Genomic DNA, 25,521 nt, shown 5'->3' on the forward strand with positions numbered 1-25,521 from the left:
CTAGATATACAAGCAGATTATACCCGTTTTCGTAAGCCCCCGCAAACCAGGCGCCGCGACGCTAAAACGGACGGCCAACGCTGATTGCGTTAGTCGCCCGTTTACGAGGACTCTTTAATAATTAGTTAACGCTGAGATTACTCGTCAAACCCGTCCGTGGCCGTTTCCGGGAAATCCTGACGGACAATGGCGGCACAACGCGCACAGAAGTGTGGATAAGCGGCATCGCTCCCCACGTCGGTCTTGATCAAGCGACAACGTTGACATTCGTCACCTTCAGCCGGTGTGACCACGATGGCCACGTTACCAAAGTCTAACGCGTCAGCGGGCTTCTGATCGTACGCTTGAACGGTCAATCCAGAAACCAGTAAGATCTGTTGAACGTTGACGTTCAATTGATCAAACAAGGTCTGCACATCGTCACTCACGTAAAGGGCTAGTTGTGCTTCGGCAGCTTTCCCAATCAACTTGGCGTTCCGGGCTTCTTCCAATGCCTTCAAGACGTCACTCCGAACCGTCATAAACCGGTCCCAAGCCGACGTTTCACCCTGATCTTTGACTTCATTAGTATCCGGTAAATCTAAGACGGCGGGCATTTCTGCCAATTGGACGAAGTCTTCCGGTTCCTTCAAGAAGGTCCAGATTTCCTCGGTCGTGTGCGGCAGAATTGGCGTCAACAACTTCGTCAACGTCACAGCGATTTGGTAGAAGACCGTTTGCATTGAGCGCCGGACCGGACTGTTCGCGGATTCGATGTACAAGACATCCTTGGCGAAGTCCAGGTAGAAGGCGGACAATTCGGTGATCACGAAGTTCATCAATTCCTTGTAGATGTTCAAGAAGTTGTAGTCGTCGTAATCGGCCTTAACGTCCTTGACGAATTCGTTCAACCGGTAAAGCATGTGCCGGTCCACAGCCTGTAAATCGGCAACGGCCACCGCATCGGTCTGCGGATCAAAGTCACTGGTGTTGGCCAACAGGTAGCGCATGGTGTTCCGTAGCTTCTTGTAGCTGTCGGAAATCTTAACGAAGGCTTCAGTTGAGACCCGCACGTCGGCGGAAGTATCCACGGAAGTGACCCAGAGGCGCACGATGTCGGCCCCCATCTTCTGGATGATTTCACTCGGTGCGATCGTGTTTCCTAGGGACTTGGACATCTTGTGACCGTCCTTGTCCAGGGTAAACCCTTGGGACACGACCTGCTTGTACGGCGCTTGCCCTTCGGCGGCGACACTGGTGATCAGACTGGAGTTGAACCAACCCCGGTACTGGTCGGACCCTTCCAGGTACAGGTCGGCGGGATACACTAAGTCGTCCCGTTCGGCCAAGACCCCCTGGTGGGAAGTTCCGGAATCAAACCAAACATCCATGATGTCGGTTTCCTTGGTGAATTCCCCGTGGGGCGAGTGTTCGTTGGTGTACCCGTCTGGTAACAGGTCCTTGGCATCGCGGTCGAACCACACGTTAGACCCGTACTGACCGAATAAGTCGGCCACGTGGTTGATCGTTTCGGCTTCCAGGATGGCCGTCCCGTCTTCAGCGTAGAAGATTGGGAGTGGCACACCCCAGACCCGTTGCCGGGAGATAACCCAGTCGCCACGGTCCTTGATCATGTTCGCTAAACGCCGTTGACCCCAGTCTGGTTGGAAGGACACGTCCTTTAAACTGTCAAGGATCTCGTCACGCACTTTGTCCACGGAAGCGAACCACTGTGGCGTTGCCCGGAAAATGACCGGCTTCTTGGTCCGCCAGTCAAACGGGTAGCTGTGTTCATAAGGCATGTACTTCAATAAGGCGTTATTTTCCTTCAGCTTGTCCAAAGCGATTTGGTTGGCGTCTTCGTAGAACACACCCTTGAAATCCGGACCAGCTTCTTCGGTCATGTACCCCTTGTCGTCTACGGGCACCAGGACGGGCAAGTGGTAAAGGGCGCCGACGTTAAAGTCGTCTTCCCCTAAACCTGGTGCCGTATGGACTAACCCGGTCCCGGATTCGGTGGTCACAAAGTCGCCTAGCATCACGACTAACTGCCGTTCTGGGATGAACGGGTGTTGGGCCGTAATGTTTTCGAGATCTTTCCCGAGCACAGTTTTGACCACTTGGACGTCTTCCCAGCCAAACCGTTCGGCGTTTTCAGCAACCAGCGTGCTGGCCAAAACGAACTGCCGGTCGTCGTTAGCGGGTTTGACCACGGCATATTCGATGCCAGCGTCAATGGTGACCCCTTCGGAAGCGGGGACGGTCCACGGTGTCGTGGTCCAAACCACGAAGTACGTGTTGGTGTCTAAGACACCCTTACCGTCAACCACTTCTTCGGCAAAGAACGCGGATGGCGACGTTACGTCGTGGTATTCCACTTCGGCTTCAGCCATGGCAGATTCGGAGGACCAAGACCAATAAACCGGCTTCTTGCCCCGGTAGATTAAGCCCCGTTCGGCCATCTTGCCGAAGACCCGTACTTCTGCGGCTTCGAACTCTGGCTTTAACGTCAGGTAAGGATCGTCCCAGTCGGCCGAAACGCCTAAGCGCTTAAAGCCTTCCCGTTGTTGATCCACCTGCTTCAAGGCGTATTCGCGACACAAGTCACGGAACGCCGAAGTCGACATCTTCTTGCGGTCATAGCCGGCTTTGGTCAGTTGTTGTTCAATTGGCAGACCATGCGTATCCCAACCGGGAACGTAAGGGGCCCGGAACCCGTTCATGGACTTGTAACGCACAATGATATCCTTAGAAATCTTGTTCATCGCGTGGCCCATGTGGATGGGACCGTTCGCGTACGGTGGCCCATCGTGTAGAATAAAGGTCGGTTTCCCTTCGTTTAATTTCTGGCGGGCTTGATACATTTTGTTTTCCGCCCAGGCCTTTTGCCGGTCAACTTCCTTGACCGGTAAATTGCCCCGCATTTTAAACTTGGTTTTACCCAAGTTCAGCGTGTCTTTCACTCGCATACCAGTGATTCCTCCTTGTGTTTAATCTCCACGGTTAATGAACCGGTGAGCTCAAGTTGTCAGGTCAACCTCAGCTCACCGGTCGATCTCCCGGTATTTTTTAAAACGTTAACCCACGCAAAAACGACCCCGTCACAAGGGACAAAGTCGTTCGTGGTACCACCCAATTTTAGAAGGTGCTGTCCGCACCCTCCCTCAAACCCGTAACGGGGGTACCGCTAGAACTTACTCATTTCGGTTCTAGAGCTTAAGAGACTGATCACGTCACGGTCGCTGACTTCCTAGGCTTCCACCGTCCCCAGGTCGCTATCGTCGTTTACCGTTCCGTTGTGGTTCTCCATGCTGATCTGTTACTTATTTTTTTGGTCGTAATGGTCTTGATCGTTATCCGGGAAGATGACGACGGTTTCCTGATTCGCATCACCCGTGTCCGTGACTGGTGTTTCGGTCACTTGCGTGGTGCCATCATCCTCTTGCGGTGCTTCCGAGTGTACGCCTTGTTCCGACGCATTGTCAAGTCGGTCACCCACGACCTTCTTGATTTCCTCGTAGCTGGACATTGAGCCTTCCTTCAATAAGTCATCCCAGTCGTTAGACTTCACCACTTCTAATTGGCTTTCTAACATGACCTGGAGCCGTTGCCGGAAGACCCGCGTGCTCTTCTTCAAGTCGTCGGTCTCCACGGCCAACTTCTTGGCGCGTTTCGAGGCTTCATCCATAATCTGGTTACCCTTATTCGTTGCTTCAGAAACGATGTCGGAACTTTGCTTTTGGGCCTCACGAATAATAATTTCAGATTCTTTTTGCGAATTAGCCTTCACCTTATCAGCCGCTTCTTGGGCCACTAAGATGGATTGGTTCAACGAATCTTTTAAGTCGTTAAAGTACTTTAATTTTTCGTTGGCCGCATCTAATTGTTCTTCTAATTCCTTATTGTGATTCAACGTGATTTGGTAATCCTTGATCACTTGATCTAAGAAATCATTGACCTCATCAACGTTGTAACCCCGCATTTTCGTTCCGAATTCTTTATTATGAATATCTAATGGACTTAGTACCATCTGTACGTTCCCTCCGCATCTATTTCTTCAGCACCGCTAGGATAACCCGAATTTTTTCTTTTTTGGTTCGGCCGCCCACCTCATCGAGGCGGATGCGACCAAATCCCCGCACGGAAACCAGATCCGCGACGGCTAATTCGTAGTCGGGCTTCTCGGTATCCGCCCAGTTGACCCGGACCCGACCGGCCTCAATCAGTTCCTTGGCCCGGTGACGGGATAAATGAAATCCCGTCCCGACGATGCTATCCAACCGTAACGACGACAGGGTCGCCGCTTCCGGCTCCCACTCATCTTCCCGTTGGACTAACGTGTCCCAGGTCGTCGTGACTAACCGGGCCTTGACCCGCCCAATTCGTTCGACCTGACCCGTTAAATAATCGGCCATGTTGGTTTCGGTGACCAACTGCCAAGTCTGGCCGTCTGTCACGATGTCCCCAATAATTTCGCGTTCGATGCCCGATCCCAATAAGGTTCCTAGGATCTGACTGTGATGTAGCGTGGCGAACTTGACCGGGTAATCCACACGTAACAGCGTGAGCTCGAAGTCTTTAGCCTCGGGCGTATAATAATCCGGATAAAAGAGCGCCCGCTGCATTTCTGCCGCGGCAAAGCCCCCACTGAACCGCACCGGGATATCGGCCCGTCGCGCCAGCGTCGTGGCAACGTAGACCTGCCGGGGATTCAGAAAGTGGGTCAAAACCGGTCGATACTCGTCTTGCACCTGCTGTAACCAGTTGCCGACCGCATCGATAAACGGGGCTTCCTCCGGCCGAAAATGTTGCGTGATATTCTCATCCACGGCCGTTCACTCCTCTCGTGGCCCTATAATAGCAGCCGCAAAATGAACTCTTCAAGGGCCTGCAAACCGTACTGGACCACCGTTAACACGATGATGGCCACGACCGGACCAAACCCTAAAGGTCCAATAGCAATAAAGTTAAAATAACTTAAGAATGGTTCCACTAACCGACCAATGATTTGGCCGAAACGGGACTGATACCCGCCTGGTAGCCAGCTTAATAGGGCGTAAATCACGATTAACAGGACGTACGCGCCCACCAGCCAGTTCAAAATTTTAAAGATCAGTGCCACCAAGTTGATGACCGCTAAACTTACTCCAGTTGTAATCACAGCACCGCTCCTTATGACGTAAATTGCGTTCCAAGGTTGGCCGCAACGTCGCCGCTCACCTCAAAATTATGTGGTGTACACAGAAAAATCTGTTCGCCAATTCGCTTGATTTCGCCACCGACCGCAAAGGCCGTCCCGTTGAGAAAATCCACGATCCGTTGGGCCTGGGCCTCGTCAACGCGCGCAAAGTTCACAATCACCGCGTCACCCGTGGTAATCTGCTTCGCAATGCCCTTCGCATCCGAATAGATCCGTGGCTCACAAATGGCAATGTGGCTTGAATTTGGTTTTGCCGACCGCATGGCAACCACCTTCCGAGTATCGACGGGCCGCTGAGGGGCCGCCGGTTTTGCTTGTGGCTGTTGTTGCTGAGTCACCGGGCTGGGGTCCTGATAGTCTTCGTCGTAATCATCGTTCATGCCGAAAAATTTGCTTAGACTAAACTTATCCGCCATAGTTGGTCACTCCTCTCACAACGGCTTAACGAGCAGGTTACTTGCGCCGCCGCTTAAAGAACGGTGGTGTATCCTCGCCCTGATCGTTGTCCGCTGCCGAACTCTGATTGGAACTTGGGTTAAAAATATTAAAATCTGGTTTGTCGACCCCGGCAAATTCGTCATTGTGCGACTGTTGCTTGGGTTCTGGGCGGTGAGCCGGTTCGCGAATATCCCAGTTACCGAACGGATCCGCCTTGCCGTCATCGCTCGGTTGCGCGTTAGACCGGGTCGTTGGCTGGTCCGCTTGGCCCGCTGCGCTACCATTTGGTTGGCTGGTCCGCCGTGCAACCCGACTCCGAGCCGCTTCTTTTTCTTCTCGCTTTTTGTCGATCCCGGTGGCGATTACGGTAACCCGAACTTCGTCGCCAAGGTCTTCATCAATGGACGTCCCAAAGATGATGTTGACATCACTGGTGGCCGCATCGGAGACAATCTGTGAAGCAGCTTGGGCTTCAAACAAGGATAGGTCCGGACCCCCGGTGATGTTTAACAGAACTTGTTCGGCACCATCGATGGAAACTTCCAGTAATGGTGAAGAAATGGCCTTCTTGGTCGCGTCTTCCGTCCGGTTTTCACCGTTGGCCGACCCAATTCCCATTAAAGCAGACCCTTGGTCCTTCATGACCGTCTTCACGTCCGCAAAGTCCAAGTTCACGTAACCGGGACTCGTGATCAAGTCGGAGATTCCTTGAACCCCTTGGCGTAAGACGTTATCGGCTTCTTGGAAGGCTTCCATCATCGGCGTCTTCTTGTCGACGATTTCTAACAAGCGGTTGTTGGCAATGATGATCAACGTATCGACGTTTTCCTTCATAGCTGCCACCCCTTCGGCGGCAAACCGGGCCCGCCGGGGACCCTCGAAGCTAAATGGTCGAGTCACGACACCCACCGTTAAGGCGCCACTTTCCTTGGCGATCTTAGCCACGATTGGGGCGGCCCCGTTTCCAGTCCCACCGCCCATTCCGGCGGTCACGAAGACCATGTCAGCCCCTTCTAGGGCTTCGGTGATGGCTTCTTCGCTTTCTTCGGCGGCCTTAGCCCCGATTTCAGGATTGGCGCCGGCCCCTAACCCGCGGGTCAGTTTCGGACCAAGTTGAATCTTGGTTTCAGCCTTGGACGCTTCCAAGGCTTGAACGTCGGTGTTGGCCACGATGAACTCGACACCTTTAACGTCTTCCGTAATCATGCGGTTAACGGCGTTGTTTCCCCCGCCGCCGACGCCAATAACTTTAATGTTGGCGCCGTGATTTTGAGCAGAATCTAATGAGTATTCCATTGTGTTTTCCTCCATCTCACATTAGTCGAAGAAGTCGCTAAAGAACTTCTTGAACCGGTCGGACCGATTGTTCTTTTTGGCTTTTGGTTTCTTAACGTTGCTTTGACTCGTCGGCTGCGTTTCGGGCGCGGAACTGCGGGGAGCAGCTTCGGCTTCACGTTGCCGGATCTCGTCGGTTTCGTCGGCTAACTGGGTGGAACCCGTTAAGGCGCTCTTAATCAGTAAATCGATCTCGTTGAGACCCCCAAAGTAATTGACGAGCGCTAAGGCCAGGGTAAACGACGGGTGCCGTAGCCCCATCTGATCCGGGACGTACACCCGCACGTTGGTTCCAAACTCGTCAGTTGCTAGTTCCGTAATTCCGGGTAAGGCCGCGACCCCACCGGTTAGCACAATGCCGCCCGGCAATTCCAAGGCTTGGACCTTATCCAAATTGGCCCGTAACCGTTTAAAGACTTGGTCTAACCGGGCTTCAATAATTTCCGCTAAGTATTTTTCCGAAACCGGCGTCGGTTGGCTTTGCCCAACCACGTCGACCGGAAATTCGTCTTCGTCACTGGCTTGTGTCGAATCCGCATACCCGTAATCACGCTTCAATTTTTCGGCGCTGTCTAAAGACGTGTTCAAAACCACCGAGATATCCTTGGTGATGAATTGACCGCCTTCTTGATCCACGTCGATATATTTCAGTTGGTGATCGTGAATGACCGCCGCGGTCGACTGACCGCCCCCCAAGTCGACCAGGATCGTTCCGAAGTCCTGTTCGCCGTCATTCATGACCATCATGCCTTGAGCCATCGGATTAATCACGGTTCCCCGTAAATGTAACCCCGCTTGCTCAACCGCTTTACGAGTATTATGCATGATGGTTTTAGGTCCCGTAAAGATGGTCCCGTGCAATTCTAACCGCACGCCCACCATTCCACGGGGATCCTTGATGCCATCAAATCCATCCACAACGAACTCGTCGGCGAGGATGTCGACCACTTCACGCTCTGGGGGTAAGCTTTGAATCAACGCGGCCGCTGCAACGTTACGCACGTCACGCCCGGTAATTTCTCGCGATTGATCATCAATGGCAATCATGCCGCTACAAGTTTCAATTTTTAACATATTTGCGGGAATTCCCACAATGACATCGTGAATTTCGATACTAGCCTTTTCTTCGGCTTGCCGAATAGCGCGCTGAATTGCTTCAGCTGCTTTGTCAATGTCCACGATCACACCGCGACTGACACCATTCGAACGTTCATTTCCCACGCCAATAACGTTCATTTGCCCTTTAACATTTTCAGCAACAATGACTTTTATTGAGGTGGTTCCTATATCGAGACCTACGTACATCCCTGAATTATCCATAGAAAAAGGAACCTCCTAAGCTAATCAATCTATTAACACGTATGAATTCGCTTTTTCTCCTAATTATCCTTCAGTTTACCACATTTACTAGGGGTTGAAAAAGCCTTTATCAACGCTTTTTGACGCTGAAATCAAAATGAAATTATTTCTTAAAGGCGTACGAATAAGCGCCCACTTCCAAATTGACAACGCCCTTTTGTTTCATCTTGCTAGCAATGCTTGGATAATACGCCATTTTACGGGCAAACGTGTTCAGGCTCGCGTAAACCTCATTGCCGTCATTCATGAACAAATGGACCCGCTGGGGGTTAGTTTTTGTTGGCGATTCCTGAATTTCGCTAATGCTGTGTTTGATTGGCGTACTCAACTTAGCATACTGTAAAATCATACGGTGTAACGTCTTGGCCGACTTAAAGTTGCCGTAAACCGGTGTACCACTCTTAGGTTGGGTCACCGATTGCTGACTAACCACACCATTTTCCAAGACCTCGTAATATTGCCCCTGCCGCATCACGTAACCGGCCGTCACGTACTCGACCACCCGTACGGTTACCCGGTTGGGTTGGCGAAACCGGACCGTCACGTGTTTGAGCCGCGAGTTATGGTGTACCGCTTGCCGTTGCAACGTCTTTTCGTGACCCCACACTTTAAAAATCGAGTCACCACTCGCTAAACCGACTGCCCGCTGAACCTGGTGTGCAGACAAGGCGTGGGCGCCCTGCACCCGAACTGTCTGCACGTGACTTAACGGGGAGACCAGGTAGATCATCAGCCCGATCACCACCAGAAAGATACTCAGGAGTAACGTCAGTCGCCGAGCAAGCTTGCGGTTGCGCTGATGGCGTAACCGGGGCAACTTATCCCCAATCCGCTTAGCGTGGCGAAACCACTTCGGCGTCTGGGCTTGTTTCCGCCGCTGGGCCGCCCGTGATTGGTAGGCTTCCCACGGCGTTAGGTCCCGCGTTTTAGGCTGCTGGGACTGCTTTCGGTTTAACCGAAACTTCACGCGTGTCCACCTCCACTGGTTAAATTTGCGGTGTTATTTCCGCTGTAACGACAGTACGACGTCTAAGACGCGGTCGGCCGCATCCGGAACGCCTAAATGCTTGGACGCAACGGCCATATCGTGCCGTAAGTGCCCGTCGTTCATCAGTTGGTCGGCCTTAGTCACTAAGGTATCGCCCGTTAAATCGGCTTCCTTAATGATTTCCGCCGCCCCAACGCCGGCTAACGATTGTGCGTTTTTGGTCTGATGGTCCGCCGTCACGTAAGGACTAGGAATCAGAATCGACGGAATCCCGTCAGCCGTAATTTCGGCTAGGCTCGTAGCCCCGGCACGGCCGACAATGGCCGCCACCTTCGGCAAGACTTCTGGCATGTTGGGAATATAGGGCTTGACGACCACGTTGGGGGCTACCGTGACGTCCTTGAGTTGGGCCATTACCCCGTCGTAACGCTTTTGACCGGTCACGAAGACCACTTGGTATTGCCGTTGGTTGAATTGCGGAATTGCCGCGACCGTGGCCGCGTTAATCTTCAAGGCCCCCTGGGAGCCCCCAAAGATCAACAGGGTCGGGACGTCATCTTTGAGCCCGTATTCTGACCAACTAAAGTGACTAACCACCTCAGCGGCTTCCTGGGCCCGTGGATTACCAGTTTTGACCATCTTGTTGGCCGGTAATTGGTCCACCGCCGCGTCGAAGACGTAGGCAATCTTATTCACGTAACGACTCAAAAACTTGTTGGTGATGCCGACCACGCTATTTTGTTCATGGATCATCGTGGGCACGTGTAGGCGACTCGCCGCGTACACCACGGCCCCGGAAACATACCCCCCGGTTCCGACCACGACGTCGGGTTTAAATTCCCGAATCATCCGCTTGGCGCTGTGGACACTCTTTAAGAATAAATAGATAGTTTTGAAGTTTTCTAAAGACAGGGAACGCTTAAACCCCTGAATACGGGTGGCCTTAAAGGCAATTCCCTTGGCCGGAACAATCGAACTTTCCAGTCCCCGTTCCGACCCCACGTACATGACCTCGGCGTGAGGGTCGCGTTTTTTGAGGGCTTTGATCAGTGCCAGGGCCGGATAGATATGACCCCCGGTACCGCCGCCCGATACCATTAATCGCATTTAGACTTCCTCCTGTTTACCGGTTAACTTTTCAACGGCTTTGATAAACTTATCGCCCCGAACTTCGAAGTTGGGGTACTGATCCCAACTGGCGTTGGCCGGCGACAAGAGAATGATGTCACCGGGAGCACTGAGCTCGTAGGCCACGGGAACCCCGGTTTCGGGATTCTCGGTCATTTTAATGGTTTTAATTCCCGCCTGCTTAGCCGTCTCGGCCAATAGCTTAGCCGTCTCCCCAAACAAGACAATGGCCTTGACGTGATCCTTGAACGCCGGAATCATCTTTTCAAAGGTGTAGCCCCGGTCTAGGCCCCCAGCAAGGAGCACAACGGGGGCTTTAAAGCCCTTCAGTGCCATTTCCGTGGCTTCCATGTCGGTCGCCTTGGAGTCGTTGTAATACTGGCGTCCATCGGCCTCTAACACGAATTGAGTCCGGTGCCGTACACCCCCGAAGGCCCGTAAAACGGCCACGATGGAGCCGGTGCTGACCCCCTTGATCTTAGCCACCGCAATGGCTGCCAGGGCGTTTTCAATGTTGTGGTCTCCCGGCACCTTAACTTCATCAGCGGGCATGATGGCTTCGCCTCTAAAGTACAGGATTCCCTGATCCTCATAGGCCCCGTCTTGGGTCACGTTTTGCCGTGAGAATGGCACGACTTGGGCCTTGGATTGCGTACTCAGTTCCCGCCATTCTGGGTTGTCAAAGTTGACCACGAAGTAATCACTCGGCGTTTGATTAGCCGTGATTTTCATCTTAGCGGCCACGTAATTGGCCCGGGTCTTATGGTAGTCCAGGTGATTGGAGAAGATGTTGGTCAGCACTGCGATGTGGGGATGGAACGTCGTCGTCCCCACCAACATGAAGCTAGAAACTTCCAAGACCAGTGTGTCCTCGGCCGTCACCTGCTGGGCGACCTGACTGGCCGGAATCCCGATGTTGCCGGCGTAAACCGCGTGACCCGCCGTCCGATCGTGATCCAGCATCTTTTGGATCATCGTCGTCGTCGTCGTTTTCCCGTTACTCCCGGTCACGGCGACCAGCTCGGCCTCGGCTACTTCGCTCGCCAGTTCCATTTCGGTGATGATCGGTAATTTCAGGTCTAAAGCGCGCTTAACAATGGGCACGTCGTACGGGATTCCCGGGTTCTTCACCATCAGATCATAACCGGCATCCAGTAATTCCGGTTTTTGTTCCCCCGTCACAACGGTAAATCCCGCCTGCTGTAACTCTTGGGCCTCCGTATTCTGAGCTAAGGGTTGCACGTCGCTAACCGTGACTTGGGCTCCCAACCGCTTCAATAGTTTAGCGGCGTTAAAGCCACTCTTGGCCAACCCTAAAACTAACACCCGTTGGTTGGCATACGTCGTGATCTGTTTCATAGTTACTCGCTCTCCGTTCCAATGATTTTTAAAGGTTATTTCTAAAGTAAAGTGGTCCTTGAAATGCCGGACAAGTCAAACGTTGCCCCTAAGTGCCCCATCGACTGGTGCTCCCTAAAGTGTAACGTACTCCATTCAAAAAATGGGCTAACTTGACCCTAACGAGCCCAGTTAGCCCATTAGTCGGAATTTGGTTTATTTTGCAAGGATGACCCAGACACCCGTCAAGGCGGTCACCAGACCGACACTCCAGAAGGTCAAGTCAATCTTCCACTCACTCCACCCCAACATCTCGAAGTGGTGGTGAATCGGACTCATCAAGAAGATGCGTTTCCCCGTTAATTTAAACGAGGCCACTTGCAAAATAACGCTGGCCGTCTCAATCACGTACACCAGGCCAATCCACAGCAGGGATAATTCATGATGCAACAGAATCGAAACGGCGGCAAGGGCGCCCCCTAAAGCTAACGATCCGGTATCGCCCATGAAAATCTTGGCCGGTTTGTGATTAAAGATCAAAAACCCTAACAGACTGCCGACTACGGCAAAACAAAAAATACTAATATTCACTTGTTGCTGTTGCCAGGCCACGATCCCGTAAGCCGCAAAGGAAATGCTGGCCAAGCCACTGACCAGGCCATCCAACCCGTCGGACAAGTTCACCGCGTTGGAGAAACCGACCAACCAGATAATGGCAAAAAGGGCGTACCACCACCCCATGTGCCATTCACCTAACCCGGGGATGGCTAAAGACATCGGTAACTGTTCGTGGACGTAGACCCAAAAAAGCAGTAAGGCCCCCACAATTTGGCCTAACAATTTCTGCCAGGCCTTCAGTCCCTCATTTTGACGGTGAAAAAGCTTGATACTATCGTCCCACGCCCCCAAGAAACCGTAAAGTACCAGGATGAACAATAGAATCCAAGTGGTGGATAACACGTGATGCGGCGCCATCGCCCAACTGGCTACAAGGGTCATCACAATGATGGCGATAATGAAGAGTAGGCCCCCCATCGTTGGGGTCCCCGATTTTTTCTCGTGCCAGGTCGGTCCCTCTTCACGAATCATTTGACCTTCGTGCCGCGCACGGAAATACCGAATCAACGCCGGCATAAATGCCACTGTAATTATAAAGCCACCCAAAAGGGGCACAAGTGCAGTTATCATGTTTTCTACTCAATCCTTATTCTCATTTATTTTGTTTCAATGTGATAGTCAATTCCGATCCCGACGAAACGGTCGCACCAGCCTTTAAACTCTGCTTGGTGACGTACCCTTCCCCATCAACGGTCAGTTTGATTCCCACTAACTGTGCTAATTTTACCACATCACCCTTCGACCAACCCGTCAAACTTGGTAAGCTGACGGTGCCACCAGTGGTGAGAAAGACCCGTTGATCTTGGTACAGCGCCGTTCCGGCACTGACCGATTGTTTTTGGACCTTGGTGCCGTTCCCTAACGGTGTCACGGTCATCCCCAACTTACTCAGCTTAGTCGTCGCTGCCGTAACCGAGGAACCGGTGACCGTCGGCATCTTAGTCGTCTTGGTCGTGGTGGGACTATCTTCCTGTAAAGCCCGCGCCATGACGGGTTTCATGATTGACGCCAATAATTGGGTCGCGGTCTTGCCCCCCAGGTGCGGTTGTTTCATGGTGATGTACATCACGTACTTTGGGTTGTTAGCCGGAACCATGCCCGCAACGGAATACAGATAGTTATCGTCGCCCGACAAATAACCGGACTTTCCGTTGCTGACCTGCGCCGTCCCGGTCTTGACAGCGACCTTATAGCCGCTCATCTTATAGTCACTCCCGATACCGTAGCTCTTATAGACCACGTCTTCCATGTGCTTGCGAACGGCTTTAGCCGTTTTGGCGGTAATCGGCGTCCCCACCTTAGTCGGTGAGTAGGCCTTGACCGTCTTATTGGTGTTCGGATTAACCACCTTACTGATCACGTAAGGTTTCATCATGGTCCCGTTGTTGCTGACCGCCGTTAAGGCCTGTAGCATCTGGAAGACCGTGACCTGAATCCCCTGACCAAACGACGTGTCGGCCTGCTCGATAGGCCGTGAAAAGGCAATGCTCCCGCTCATCTCACCCGGTAACCCCGAATGGGTACTCTTGAGAAAGTGGAACCGGTCGATATACTTTTTCCAGGTCTTGGCCCCCATTTGTTGTTCCAGATGCGCCATGGCGACGTTACTGGAGACCGCAAACCCCTTGTTATAGGTGATAGTCCCCCAACCGGAAGTGTTCCAATCCGGCACGACTTGGTTACCAATCGTATAGCGTCCTGACTGATAGGTGGCGTTACCATTGTAGTTGCCACTGTTAATGGAAGAGGCCAAGGTAAAGATCTTCATGGTCGAACCGGGCTCGTAGGCGTCTTGAACCAAGGTGTTCCGCCAGATCTGACCCAGGCCCGCCTTGGTTGTGGCGTTAAACGTCGGGCGCTGAGTGGCCGCCAGAATGGCCCCCGTCTTAGCGTTCATCAACACGGCGTTCATCGAGTTGGCCTTGACCTGATTCTGCACACTACTCATTTCGGTTTCCAGCAACGTTTGCAACCGGGTATCTAACGTGGTGTACACGTTATCCCCGTTTTGGGCCTTCTTGTACTTCTGCTTGGTTCCTGGCAACTGGTAACCGTACATGTCCTTTTTAATTTTCTGGGACCCGTCCTTACCGGTCAGTTCCTTGTTGAAGGCCTGTTCAATCCCCATGCTCCCGGTCAAGGTCGTTTGGTTATCCTTGGTCGTTGCCTGAGCCAGTCCAATCAAATGGGAGGCAAAGACCCCGTTCGGGTACAGCCGGGATTCTTGCTGAACGAAGTTGATCCCGCTTAAATGGTAACTTTGGATCTTTTGCTTGGTGGCTAATGAAATGTTCTGGCCGGCCGTCCCAAATTCAACCTGAAAGGGCGTGCCCTTGCTGGGCGTCAGAATATTCAAAGCCTTTTTTTCACTAATGGGCAGGTATTTCGCCAGCACCTTAGCAATTTTCGGTTTATTTGTGGCATACAACTTCTGATTGTTCAAGCCCACCTGCCGTTTATCCAACACCACGTACAGGGAGTACACACTGGTATCCTCGGCAATGGGTTGGTCATTGGCGTCGTAGATGGTTCCACGCTTGGCCTTGAGCGTTTCATTTGCAGTATACAATTTCTGTGCCGCCGCACTAAGGTTAACGTTTTGAACCTTTTTACCAATTGAAATGTAAGAAAAACGCACCGCAATAAGGATAAAAACGCCGATGAAAAGGAAAAACAGAAACTGGCCAACGATCTTCCGGTTTCTGCGCGCGTTTGTATTCTTCATGGGATGCTTTGGGGAATCATTCATTATTTATTAACAGTCCTTATTCGCGCATTTTCCAAACTCAGGCCCTGCTTCTGTGCAATCTTATCTAACCGACTCCGACTCTGCAACTCGTTAATTTCCTGTTGCGCGTTGGTGTTACGGTTCTGATAAGTGGCCGTGGTCTGATTAACTGTTTGCAAGTCACGTTGGGCGTTACTCATTGCAATTTTAGCGGAAACCACGCAAACCATTAAGACAGCCAACACTAAACCACAGGCCGTGACCAGACATTTTTCAAATTTGGAAACGGGTAATTTTTGCCGTCGCGGTTGACCTTGGGGTTGTCCTTGGGGCCGAACTCGCGGTTGGGGATGTTCTATGTTTGGGCGTTGTTGCGGTTCCGGCGTTAGCGGAAGCGCTTCTGCTAAGTTATTTTGCGCCATAAATAATCATCTTCCTATGTCGAATAATTAAGTTCTCATCAGGGGGCTTTATTAAAGCTTTTCTAAGATGCGTAATTTAGCACTATGAGCTCGGTGATTGGCCGCCAGTTCTGCCTCGGATGGTAAAATCGGCTTGCGATTAACTAGTTTGTAGTCCGGCTGCATATCGGCCGGAATAACCGGGAGTCCGTGCGGTAGGTCGGGTAACGACGACTGTTCTCGAAACATGGTTTTAACCAACCGGTCTTCCAACGACTGGAACGTGATGACGCTGATCCGACCGTGAGGAGCCAGTAATTTAATCGCTTGTTCCAACGACGCTTCTAACGCCCCCAACTCATCGTTAACGGCGATGCGGATCGCCTGGAAAACCTTTTTGGCGGGATGCCCCCCGTGCCGCCGAGCCGCTGCCGGAATTCCTTCTTTGATGATGTCGACCAGTTGTCCCGTGGTGTCGATGGGCGCCGTCGCCCGGTGTCGCTCGATGGCCCGGGCAATCGGCTTGGCAAACTTCTCTTCGCCGTACCGGTGAAAAATTCGCATTAGTTCGTTAAACGACCATTCATTAACGACCGTCCAGGCAGTCAACGGTGCGGATTGATCCATCCGCATGTCGAGGGGGGCATCGTGCTGGTAGCTAAAGCCCCGGTCGGCCTCGTCAAACTGCGGCGAAGAGACCCCCAGATCGTATAAAATGCCGTCTACCTGAGTCACCCCACGTTGGGCCAATTGGGCCTGAATATCGCGGAAGTTGCTCTTGATAAACGTTACCTTATCGGCGGCTAATTCCGCCGCCAGGTGTTCTTGATTATAATCGATGGCCGTTTGGTCTTGATCAAAAGCATACAAGTGACCGGTCGTCAACTGTTCCAAGATATGTTGACTGTGACCGCCGCCACCCAGCGTGCAATCCACATAAGTGCCGGTTGGTTGAATCGCCAACCCAGCCACCGCTTCATTTAAAAGTACCGTAACGTGATGAAAGTCTTCCAATGGGCACGCTCCTTTCGCCAAGATCCGTTAAAGATCAAAGTCAATTAGATTTTCAGCAATATCGTCAAAGTTAGCTTCGGCCGAGGCGGAAAAAGTCGCCCAGCGCTCAGCACTCCAAATTTCGAACCGGTTTGCGACCCCGACAATCACGCACGCCTTCGTTAGATCGGCGTGGGTGCGTAAGGTCTGGGGTAAGTTGATCCGTCCCTGTTTATCCAGGTCACATTCCGTGGCCGCTGAATAGAAAAAACGCACAAAGGCGCGGGCATCTTTCCGGTTCACTGGTAAAGTCTTGAGCTTATCTTGTAACGTCGCCCACTCCGACATGGGGTAACCGAATAAACACCCATCCATGCCCCGGGTAACGACAAAATGCTCGCCCAGTTGTTCCCGAAATTTGGCGGGGATAATTAGCCGGCCCTTGGCGTCAATCGAATGCTCAAATTCGCCCATGAACATAGCCAATACCCCCTACTTGTAACTAGTCCCAAGTTTACCACACCCCCCCACTTTCTACCACAACGTTTCCGAATTTTTATAAATTTCCCCACCAGCACTAAAAAAGCCACGGCGAACACCCGTTCACCGTGGCTGGAAACGCTTATCAACCCATCATTAAAATGGGTCAATAATCAATTGAATTCATATTTATGCATTATTCTAACTAATCGTAAGTAGGAAACAACTCACAAACCCCACCAACCAATAGAGATCTGATAACCGCCAAAAAGTCTTCATAAACTGCGGGTACAGTAACTCATGGTTGTGAATGGCTTGAGCGAGTGCCACGCCAATACCAATCAGCATCCAGCCCATCACCAACCAGGGCAAGATGTTTCCCGCTCCACTTAGTCCCAAAAGAAGGCTGCAAATCATCAGTAACGGTGTCATCAAATCCCAGGTGAGTAACGCCACCGGCCACCGCCGCCGACTAAGCCGCCGAACCCCCGTGATGACCAGCCATCCCACCAGTAAGATCACGAGTTGTCCCGCGGGTGATGCCCAAAATCCCATGTTGATCCCCCCACGCTTAACTTCCGTTTTATTATAGAGATTTCCCGCTGAACTTGCAATTCGGATTGTTTAAATTCCACCACGGAAATCCGCTCAACGGTTGCAATTCCGCCGCACCCACGGTACACTATTTGGGTAGAAACGCACGTAAAGAGGTGGCTTAAGCTAATATGGAAAAGAAAAAGAAATCGACGTTCCAAAAAATCACGAACGTTTTCGTCTGGATTATGATTATCGCAACTTTAGGCTCATTGATCTTCGGTGCCATTTCCTCAATCATGACCTCCTAATCACGGTTAATTATGACTAAATTCAAAAAATAACGTCCCCCCACAGGTTGTGTGGCGGGACGTTATTTTTGCGTTCTAGTTAGGTCGTTCACTTAACTGACCTACGACTGAGAAGATTCTTCCGAATTCGCTGGTGGATCCGGTTGTTTGTAAACCTGGCGGGGTTTACTCCCCTCCTGCGGACCGATGTAGCCCCGCTGCTCTAAGTCATCAATGATTCGAGCGGCGCGATTATAACCAATCCGGAATCGCCGTTGTAAAAGTGACGTACTGGCCTTTTGTTGGTCCACCACAAAGGCTAAAGCGTCATCGAAAAGCTCATCGTCACTATCGCCTTGCTCACTTTGCTGCATTTCCTCGTCGGTCACCATCATGTCTTCGTCATAATCGGCCGTCTGTTGCTGCTTGATAAAGTCAACGACGTTGCTGACATCTTCATCGGGAATAAAGGCACCCTGCACCCGAACGGGCGAATTGGCGTCCACCGGCTGAAAGAGCATATCTCCGCGACCTAGCAATTTTTCGGCGCCATTCGCATCCAGAATGGTTCGTGAATCGATCCCACTGGAAACGGCAAAGGCGATCCGTGATGGCACGTTAGCTTTGATTAAGCCGGTAATGACGTCAACGGACGGTCGTTGGGTCGCCAGAATCATGTGGACCCCGGCGGCTCGTCCCATCTGTGCTAAGCGAATAATGGCGTCTTCGACCTCACTGGAGACCGTCATCATCAAGTCAGCCAATTCGTCGACGATCACCACGATGTACGGCAAGGTCGGCCGGGCTTGATTATCTTCGGCGTTAGCCTTTTTAACGAAGGCGTTATACCCCGAAATCTTGCGTTGCCCAAATTGTGAGAACAATTCATAACGCCGCTCCATCTCGGCGACCACCTTATGTAAGGCCCGAGCGGCCTTCTTGGGTTCGGAAACCACCGGTGTAAGCAGGTGGGGAATGCCGTTATAGACGCTTAATTCTACCTTTTTCGGATCGATCAACATCATTTTAACCTGATCCGGACGGGCGTTCATCAAAATACTGGTGATGATTCCGTTAATCGCCACGGACTTCCCGCTCCCCGTCGCTCCCGCAATCAGCAAGTGCGGCATTTTGGTCAAATCCATGGTCACCACTTGCCCCGTCACATTCCGCCCCAACGGGACCTCTAAGGGATGACCAGGGTGCGGCGGTTGCGCTTCCACCACGTCTCTAAAGGCCACCGTGGATACCTCTTTGTTTGGAACCTCGATTCCAATCAAAGATTTACCCGGGATCGGTGCTTGAATCCGAATCCCCTTAGCGGCTAAGGCTAGAGCCAGGTCATCGGCTAAGTTCACGATGCGTGAAACCTTAACCCCAATGGCCGGATGTAACTCGTACTCGGTGACCGACGGGCCAAGACTAACGTTTTTGACCTCGGCATCCACCCCGAAACTATCGAGCGTCTGCTTCAGAATCTTCGTGTTCGCATCGATTGCGTTGACCTCTTCGGTCTGATCAACCGGTGGTACCTGTTTCAACAGATCTGGCGTCGGTAATTGGTAATTTGGATCAACTTCGGTATTGCCCACCAACGGATCAGCCGTTTCAGAATCGGCTTCCGTAGCTGTAGCGGGTGTTTGCGCGGCTGTCGACCGCTTTGGCGTTTCGTTAGCCGCAACGGTCACGTGATAGCTGGGTTGCGTCGGTGTGTCATCCGATTGCGTCGCCGGCTTGGATGCCGTCGGTGCTTTCGGCGTCACGGTACTGCGGGGGTCCGGTAAATCCTTATCATCAGTCGCTGGACCTGAGTCGGGCGTTTCCTGACGTCGGGCTTGAAGCACGGCACGACCGTGCTGAACAGCCTGCGTCAGACTGGCCAATCCCCGGCCTAGCCACTGACCGCTTCGTTGCAAAGCGTGCTGGACGTCGGTCAACGGAACCTGGAAGAAAACCAGGACTCCGCCAGCCATAATCAACCAAGCCGCAATTTGTGCACCTAAAAGGGCGATCAGCCACGCAATCACCGATAGACCTAACGCCCCAATCAGCCCACCCCCTAAGTCGGTGGTCCGGCCTCCCGATACGAGGTCGGCGAGACCGCTGTGCCAAACCGTTGCTAAAAACCCGCTGTGTTGGTTGGCCGTGGCGAAGGCCGTGGCACTGGCCCATAACAGCCACCCACCATAAATCAGGCCACTCCCCGACCAGTAATGCCGAGCAAGCTGTGGCCAAGTACCGGTCACCGCCAACGTCACCCCTAGCGCGCCGATTACCACGAGCCCCAATGGATAGGTTTCTCCCACCGCTAACCGCATCAAATTAGCACACAAGGCACCCAATAATCCTAGATTAAACAGGCCCAGTGCCGCCAAGGTTAGAAGCACCAACCCCACAACGTTGCGGGTATACGGAAAGGGTTGGGAACTCGTTTTCTTTGTCGTCCGCCGCCGCGTCGGTTTGCGGCGGGTCGTTTTTCGTTTCGTCGCCAACTTGCGGCCTCCTTCCTAGCTTGTCGTTATTTTAATTTATCGTGAGGGTACCGGTGAATGCGTTCCAAGTTCGGGAAGGCCTGTTGCCGCAAAACTTCATAGATAACGATGGCCGCACTGTTCGACAGGTTCAACGCCCGAATGTGTGCGTCGTCTTGGGGAATCCGAATACACTTTTCTTCGTGTTGGCGCATGAACGGTTCCGGTAACCCGGTCGTTTCCTTCCCGAATAAGAAGTAATGGTCGTTGTCGTTCAACGAATAATCGGGTTCCGTATAGTCCTGCTCGGCAAACTTCGATACCAGATACAGTTGGGTCGGGTCAGCAATTGACTCTAGAAAGGCGGGTAGATTGTCGTGATAACGAACATCCACTTTGTCCCAATAATCCAGGCCGGCCCGTTTCAAATGGGCATCGTCGACCGAAAACCCTAAGGGCTTGATCAAATCCAAGACGGTATCGGTTCCGGCACAGGTCCGGGCAATGTTCCCCGTGTTGGCGGGAAATAACGGTTCAAATAACGCAATATGGTTGGTCATAAATTCTCTTCTCCGTTCTCTTCTCAAACATTCGTTCTGTTTCATTATTATAGTCAACTCCGCCGGGCTTTGACAAGTTAAAGCCCACAAAAAAAGTAGCTCCTCGGTGTGGGCACGGCGAGGAGCTACCTTAGTGAAGTACTACTTGTCAGCCGCTAACAGTTACCCGCTGATATCGACCGCCAAACGATTTCTCATTGCTCAATATAACACGCCATTGTCAGGTCTTCAAGAGGACCGCCCGAATTTCTTTTAACGGTTTACCTCGCTCGGTTGTGCACATAACAACGTCACGTCGACCGTAATCTCGGGGAACGGCTGCGCGGCAACTTGGGCTAAGCGGGCCTGATCAGCACCCCAGTGCATCGGGGTCATTAACATCAGGTCGGCAAACCGTTCGGGGGCCACGGGCACCTGGTAGCGAATCCGTTCGCTAGTCGCGCGCGGATAATGCTGCTTGAACAAGTCTAAAACGTTACTGTTGTCGTACTGAGCGTGGACGTTACCGGCCGGGAAAATGGCCTGCCGTAATTCAATCAGGTAATCGGCGTTAGGAATCACCTTCAAGAGTTGCCCACCCGGGGCGATGATTCGGTTAAACTCCTTGTAGGCCGAAGGGGAGAAGAGGTCCAACACCGCCGTAAATTGTTGATTGGTAAACGGCATCTGCGCCAAATCCGCGACACAGAAAAAGGCACCGGTCGCTAACTGGGTCGCCAGGTTAATCCCCGGCTTAGAGATATCAAACCCCACGGCCGTATCCTGCCCGTTGCGGTGAGCCAAAACGGCGGCTAACGGGGTCCCTTCCCCACACCCCACGTCTAGGATGGTTTGCGGTGTTGCCGGCAGGTGGGCCGCAAAGGCGTCGGTGATGCCGGTAAACAGGCCGGCCTGCAGCATTCGCCGCCGGGCCGCTAACATCGCGTCGTCATATTCGCTGGCCACGGCGCGCTGCATAAAGTACAGCATCCCCTTCTTGGAGAGGTCAACGTTGTGCCCCTGCGGACACACTAAGCTGTGCCCAGTCACGTGGTCATACGGTTCATGACATACGGGACAGCGGAAAAGGCCGGTATGCTGGTCTAAAAAGGCTGCGGCCCGATCAATTTTTTTCATAAATTTTGTCGCGCTCCAATCGTCACTAAGGAGCATCCCTTTACTTCCGGCCCCGAGTCTGCGTAAAATAGTGGGTGCATCTTAACCACACTTACCTAATTAACGTCTCATATTTTGGTCGAAAAAATCCAGGTGTCCCGTGAAATAAGTGCATTCATTGTACCATATTCCCTGGGTCACCCGGGTAATCGAGCCAATTTTAGAAAGGATGATCGGTTTTGCGATTAATCGAACCGTTGTTAGAAAACTACGGCCCCCTCTTGGCCGCCACAGAAGCTGGTGCCAAGCGCGTGGCACTGGCCGATAATTTAGCCGTGGGCGGAACTACCGTCAGTAAGGGCGTCATGGGGGAAGCCATTCGCTATGCTCACGAACACCAAATGAGCTTAGACTTGGTCATTGCCCCACGTGGTGGCAATACCCCTTATGACGACGTTGAAATCAAAATTATGGAAGCTGACCTCCTGGAAGCGCAGCAATTAGGCGCCGACGGGGTCATCTTGGGGGCTCTCGATGCCAACCATCGGATCGACCGGGAGGCTTTACGCCCCCTAGTGGCCGCGGCCGGTGGCATGACCATGACCTTTAGTACCGACTGGGATGCCATTCGGCCCCAAGACCGTGGGGGCGCCATTGACTGGTTAGCCACCCAGGGGTTTGAACGCGTCCTCAGTGCCGGGGACCCGGCTGACCGGTTAGCCGATTGGACCGCCACTAAACGCCTGACCGACAGCACCGGACTCACATTGGTGCCTGCCGACGTGGCTGCAGCCGACGTGGCCCAAGTGGCCGACGCACTCAAGGTCAATTTCTTTTTGGGAACCAATAGCCTCGATTTCTAACCGCACCACCCAAAAAAGATGACGACAGAACGTTTCCGTTCTGTCGTCATCTTTTTTAGCGTTCTTATTTTTTTAGAGTTCATACCGTCTGAAAGCTTCAATCATGGTCCACGACAAACTCAACGTCGTGTCGTCGTGGGGTAACTCGTCGCGGTGAAACCACTTAGCCTGTGACAATTCATCGAGCTCTAGGGCAATCGGTTTACTCTGATCTAAATCCGCTACAAAGCCCACTAGCAACGCGTGGGACGCCGCCCAGGGCTGACTACCGTAGTAGCGAACGTTGTGCACGGTCAGGCCCACTTCCTCGTGAACTTCCCGGCGAACCGTGTCCTCTAGGGTCTCTCCAATTTCGGTATATCCAGAAATCAAAGTGTACTTATCGTAGCCGGTCAGGAACTTAGTCAACAAGAGCTGATCGCCGTGGGTGACCGCCACGATGATGGCCGGGGCAATCGCCGGGTAAATCTTTTGCCCGCACTGGGGACAAACCAAGGCTCGTTCAACGGTATCTTGCTCGTAGGCGTGACCACAATTGCTACAGAACCGATGGGTCGTATACCACCAGCCTAACTGAGCCGCCGTGGCCCCAGCAAACCCTAACCACTGCGGCGTCAATCGGCGTAACGCAGCCACCGGCGCATACCGGTACCGGTCCGTTGCGGTAACCTTAGCAGTTACCAGAAAAATGGCCGTTTCATCGATGGTTAACAAGTACGTGGTTTGGGCGGGGGTTAGCGCAAAGGTTTGACCCACCGCGGCCCACCGGGGTAACGACTGCGCGTGATCTAGTACGACGTGTTGGTCGTGGTAGATCACCACGTAGTCGTCGGGACGGGGGACTCGGGGTCCGTGGAATTGATTATCTAGCGCATGGGGCGCAATATCTTGAAACAACGGGGACACCAGCTTTCAACTTGAGTAATCCCTAGCATGCACGTTTGTGGTGAATTAATCAATCCCCAAAGTAAAACCGGGTAACCCTCAATAATCGAGGTATCGCCCGGTAGCGTTAATCCGTTAACGTAGCGGGACTTGGGACCAGTAAGCCCTGAGCCACTGAGTAGCGGTAAGCCCGTTCGTAACGCGGATACTTACCATTAAAGCGTTTCTCCAACTGCGTCCAGTACTTCGGATCGTGGGTGACTTCCAAGGCCATCTCCACGACCCGCTGCCGCGCACCACCCTTTTTAGCCACTCGTAACCGGTCAATTTCGGTATCAAAAAGAGTGGCGAGTTCTTCTGGTCGTTGACCGACTAACTGTTCAAAAGCATCAAACCCGGTTGGGAAAAATCGTTCGAATACGTACTTGGCTTGAACCACCGTACTTTTTTCGACCGGTTGTCCCTGTTCAATAAAGTAGAGATACCGGGCCAAAATGTACCCGGCAATCTCAGCATTCATCTGGTGGTGTCGCACGTGAAAGCTCCCAAAGAAATTAGTAATTCGTAAGGCCTCGGTTTGATCTGCCGCCGACAATCCCCTCATGCGTAAGAGCCGAGCCACCAACAAAACACTAAAGCGGTTGTCCGTGCGGGCACTACTCATCAAGTACGGGGCACTATCTTGGGGCGCCAGCTCGTGAGTAAACCAGAAGTCTAGCAAAACCCGACTGGCATTGCCACTCTGTTCACATTTACGCCACAACGCCTGCTCTTGCTCGGTGGTTAACCCGGGCAAGCGATAGGCTACGGACTCGACGTAAGCAGCCGGCTGATCCTTAAGCTCCGGGGTAAGTTGCCGTAACCAGGGATGTGGCGAAAAATCCCGATTAGCCGCGAAAGTCTGTAGCTCCCGGTATTCGGTGGCCGTCATCTTCCCCGTTAATTGCTCGTTCGGGTGCCGTAGCAGGCGCAAAATCCGTTTGGTGGCAGTTTCCGTTACTGCTGGTTGCACGGGGGCGGTAGTCTTTTTGTGCCACCAACGTTGCTTGGGCGCTGAATCGTCAGGTAGTGGTTGCGTCATAAATAAATCCAACACTGCCTGGGAGTTCAACGTTACCCCCAGTTCATCGTGGACCAAATGCCGTCCCTGTCCCGAATGAAACAAGTCCGAAAATTCGATGGGCCCGGTCAATTCGCCTAAGCGTTTCTGACTCGGTAAGCTCCCAATGCGGAAATGACTAGCTAATAACCCAAAATACGCGGCGTACAGGCGCTGAAAGAATTGTGGAAATTGCGTTCCCCCTTGCCGCGTATAGGCCTCAAGGTCACCCAAAAGAAATTGAAAGTTAATGGCTCGATAATAGTCACGTAATACGGGATAATCACGAATGAACGGGTAGATAAAGAACTGAATATTAGCGACCATTCCCCGTTTAAAGTACAAAGATGACACATCAAAATTGATTAATTTTGCGACATCTTGTTGATAACCCATGAACGAAAAATCAGTAAATTGTAATAGCCGACCCGTTCGAGCTTTAAAAATAATTATTTGATGCTCAAACTCCCGAGGTAAATTTGTTAAATTCCGTTCTTCTTGTACTTTAGTGACGTAAGGCAGCGGTTCCGGTTCATCCATCATTTGAATCAATCGTCGTGTCGTGGGCATTGCTCGATCTGTACGAGTTTTTAAAATAATCGCATCTTCAGGTATTAAATCAAGTGCTGCCTGTAATTGTTTAGCTTGACGCCAATAATTATCTGAACCAGAAAAAGTTTTTTCCCGATTAATTTCCTCAAAGTTAGAAGTTACAGTCGCAACATTGTTAGCCACTAGT

General features: G+C 52.2%; 23 protein-coding genes. 2 read left to right on the forward strand and 21 right to left on the reverse strand.

The window, feature by feature from the left end:
- Nucleotides 1–137: 137 nt before the first annotated feature.
- The 16 genes from ileS to FD25_RS10850 all read right to left on the reverse strand — a co-directional run bounded on the left by ileS (nt 138) and on the right by FD25_RS10850 (nt 17,540).
- The gene (ileS, locus tag FD25_RS10775; protein WP_057804109.1) at nt 138–2,948 is read right to left on the reverse strand and encodes an isoleucine--tRNA ligase; all 2,811 of its coding nucleotides are present in this window, start codon (nt 2,946–2,948) and stop codon (nt 138–140) included.
- A 350-nt stretch (nt 2,949–3,298) separates the two neighbouring features.
- On the reverse strand, nt 3,299–4,009 hold the full coding sequence (locus FD25_RS10780; RefSeq protein WP_057804112.1) for a DivIVA domain-containing protein: 711 nt from the start codon (nt 4,007–4,009) through the stop codon (nt 3,299–3,301).
- Nucleotides 4,010–4,028: 19 nt separating this feature from the next.
- Entirely contained in the window at nt 4,029–4,808 is a 780-nt protein-coding gene (locus FD25_RS10785; RefSeq protein ID WP_057804114.1) for a YlmH family RNA-binding protein, read from the reverse strand.
- Nucleotides 4,809–4,831: 23 nt separating this feature from the next.
- Nucleotides 4,832–5,140 (reverse strand): YggT family protein, encoded by a 309-nt coding sequence (locus FD25_RS10790; RefSeq protein WP_225428511.1) that lies wholly within the window; start codon nt 5,138–5,140, stop codon nt 4,832–4,834.
- An 11-nt stretch (nt 5,141–5,151) separates the two neighbouring features.
- Nucleotides 5,152–5,595 (reverse strand): cell division protein SepF, encoded by a 444-nt coding sequence (locus FD25_RS10795; RefSeq protein ID WP_057804115.1) that lies wholly within the window; start codon nt 5,593–5,595, stop codon nt 5,152–5,154.
- 37 nt (nt 5,596–5,632) lie between these two features.
- On the reverse strand, nt 5,633–6,913 hold the full coding sequence (ftsZ, locus tag FD25_RS10800; protein ID WP_057804117.1) for a cell division protein FtsZ: 1,281 nt from the start codon (nt 6,911–6,913) through the stop codon (nt 5,633–5,635).
- 21 nt (nt 6,914–6,934) lie between these two features.
- Nucleotides 6,935–8,272 (reverse strand): cell division protein FtsA, encoded by a 1,338-nt coding sequence (gene ftsA / locus FD25_RS10805; RefSeq protein WP_057804119.1) that lies wholly within the window; start codon nt 8,270–8,272, stop codon nt 6,935–6,937.
- Nucleotides 8,273–8,414: 142 nt separating this feature from the next.
- Nucleotides 8,415–9,278, reverse strand: a complete 864-nt coding sequence (locus FD25_RS10810) for a cell division protein FtsQ/DivIB (protein ID WP_057804121.1) — start codon at nt 9,276–9,278, stop codon at nt 8,415–8,417.
- Nucleotides 9,279–9,311: 33 nt separating this feature from the next.
- Nucleotides 9,312–10,406 (reverse strand): undecaprenyldiphospho-muramoylpentapeptide beta-N-acetylglucosaminyltransferase, encoded by a 1,095-nt coding sequence (gene murG / locus FD25_RS10815; RefSeq protein ID WP_057804123.1) that lies wholly within the window; start codon nt 10,404–10,406, stop codon nt 9,312–9,314.
- On the reverse strand, nt 10,407–11,786 hold the full coding sequence (gene murD, locus FD25_RS10820; RefSeq protein ID WP_057804125.1) for a UDP-N-acetylmuramoyl-L-alanine--D-glutamate ligase: 1,380 nt from the start codon (nt 11,784–11,786) through the stop codon (nt 10,407–10,409).
- Nucleotides 11,787–11,981: 195 nt separating this feature from the next.
- On the reverse strand, nt 11,982–12,953 hold the full coding sequence (gene mraY / locus FD25_RS10825) for a phospho-N-acetylmuramoyl-pentapeptide-transferase (RefSeq protein WP_057804127.1): 972 nt from the start codon (nt 12,951–12,953) through the stop codon (nt 11,982–11,984).
- A 22-nt stretch (nt 12,954–12,975) separates the two neighbouring features.
- Entirely contained in the window at nt 12,976–15,132 is a 2,157-nt protein-coding gene (locus FD25_RS10830; protein ID WP_057804129.1) for a penicillin-binding transpeptidase domain-containing protein, read from the reverse strand.
- Entirely contained in the window at nt 15,132–15,533 is a 402-nt protein-coding gene (gene ftsL, locus FD25_RS10835) for a cell division protein FtsL (protein WP_057804131.1), read from the reverse strand. Before ftsL ends, FD25_RS10830 begins: the two co-directional genes overlap by 1 nt.
- 51 nt (nt 15,534–15,584) lie before the next feature.
- Nucleotides 15,585–16,526 (reverse strand): 16S rRNA (cytosine(1402)-N(4))-methyltransferase RsmH, encoded by a 942-nt coding sequence (gene rsmH / locus FD25_RS10840; protein WP_057804133.1) that lies wholly within the window; start codon nt 16,524–16,526, stop codon nt 15,585–15,587.
- A gap of 27 nt (nt 16,527–16,553) precedes the next feature.
- On the reverse strand, nt 16,554–16,985 hold the full coding sequence (gene mraZ, locus FD25_RS10845) for a division/cell wall cluster transcriptional repressor MraZ (protein ID WP_057804136.1): 432 nt from the start codon (nt 16,983–16,985) through the stop codon (nt 16,554–16,556).
- A 201-nt stretch (nt 16,986–17,186) separates the two neighbouring features.
- Nucleotides 17,187–17,540: a DUF3397 family protein gene (locus FD25_RS10850; RefSeq protein WP_057804138.1), complete on the reverse strand. Its 354-nt coding sequence runs from the start codon at nt 17,538–17,540 to the stop codon at nt 17,187–17,189.
- A gap of 170 nt (nt 17,541–17,710) precedes the next feature.
- Between FD25_RS10850 and FD25_RS13955 the strand changes: the two genes are divergently transcribed.
- Nucleotides 17,711–17,830: a DUF4044 domain-containing protein gene (locus FD25_RS13955; RefSeq protein ID WP_083484143.1), complete on the forward strand. Its 120-nt coding sequence runs from the start codon at nt 17,711–17,713 to the stop codon at nt 17,828–17,830.
- 101 nt (nt 17,831–17,931) lie between these two features.
- Here the strand turns inward: FD25_RS13955 and FD25_RS10855 are convergent, their stop codons facing one another.
- The 3 genes from FD25_RS10855 to FD25_RS10865 all read right to left on the reverse strand — a co-directional run bounded on the left by FD25_RS10855 (nt 17,932) and on the right by FD25_RS10865 (nt 21,956).
- Nucleotides 17,932–20,301, reverse strand: a complete 2,370-nt coding sequence (locus FD25_RS10855) for a DNA translocase FtsK (protein WP_057804140.1) — start codon at nt 20,299–20,301, stop codon at nt 17,932–17,934.
- Nucleotides 20,302–20,327: 26 nt separating this feature from the next.
- Nucleotides 20,328–20,840, reverse strand: coding sequence for a tRNA (cytidine(34)-2'-O)-methyltransferase (locus FD25_RS10860; RefSeq protein ID WP_057804141.1), 513 nt, complete (start codon nt 20,838–20,840; stop codon nt 20,328–20,330).
- 252 nt (nt 20,841–21,092) lie between these two features.
- Nucleotides 21,093–21,956, reverse strand: a complete 864-nt coding sequence (locus tag FD25_RS10865; protein ID WP_057804143.1) for a methyltransferase domain-containing protein — start codon at nt 21,954–21,956, stop codon at nt 21,093–21,095.
- A gap of 218 nt (nt 21,957–22,174) precedes the next feature.
- On the opposite strand from FD25_RS10865, the gene FD25_RS10870 reads away from it, so the two are divergent.
- Entirely contained in the window at nt 22,175–22,798 is a 624-nt protein-coding gene (locus FD25_RS10870; RefSeq protein WP_057804145.1) for a copper homeostasis protein CutC, read from the forward strand.
- A gap of 72 nt (nt 22,799–22,870) precedes the next feature.
- Here the strand turns inward: FD25_RS10870 and nudC are convergent, their stop codons facing one another.
- Both nudC and FD25_RS10880 read right to left on the reverse strand, forming a co-directional pair.
- The gene (gene nudC / locus FD25_RS10875) at nt 22,871–23,695 is read right to left on the reverse strand and encodes an NAD(+) diphosphatase (RefSeq protein WP_057804147.1); all 825 of its coding nucleotides are present in this window, start codon (nt 23,693–23,695) and stop codon (nt 22,871–22,873) included.
- A gap of 115 nt (nt 23,696–23,810) precedes the next feature.
- Entirely contained in the window at nt 23,811–25,178 is a 1,368-nt protein-coding gene (locus tag FD25_RS10880) for a hypothetical protein (RefSeq protein ID WP_146999888.1), read from the reverse strand.
- Nucleotides 25,179–25,521: the final 343 nt, after the last annotated feature.

The organism is Levilactobacillus acidifarinae DSM 19394 = JCM 15949, assembly GCF_001434835.1.
GTDB lineage: Bacteria > Bacillota > Bacilli > Lactobacillales > Lactobacillaceae > Levilactobacillus > Levilactobacillus acidifarinae.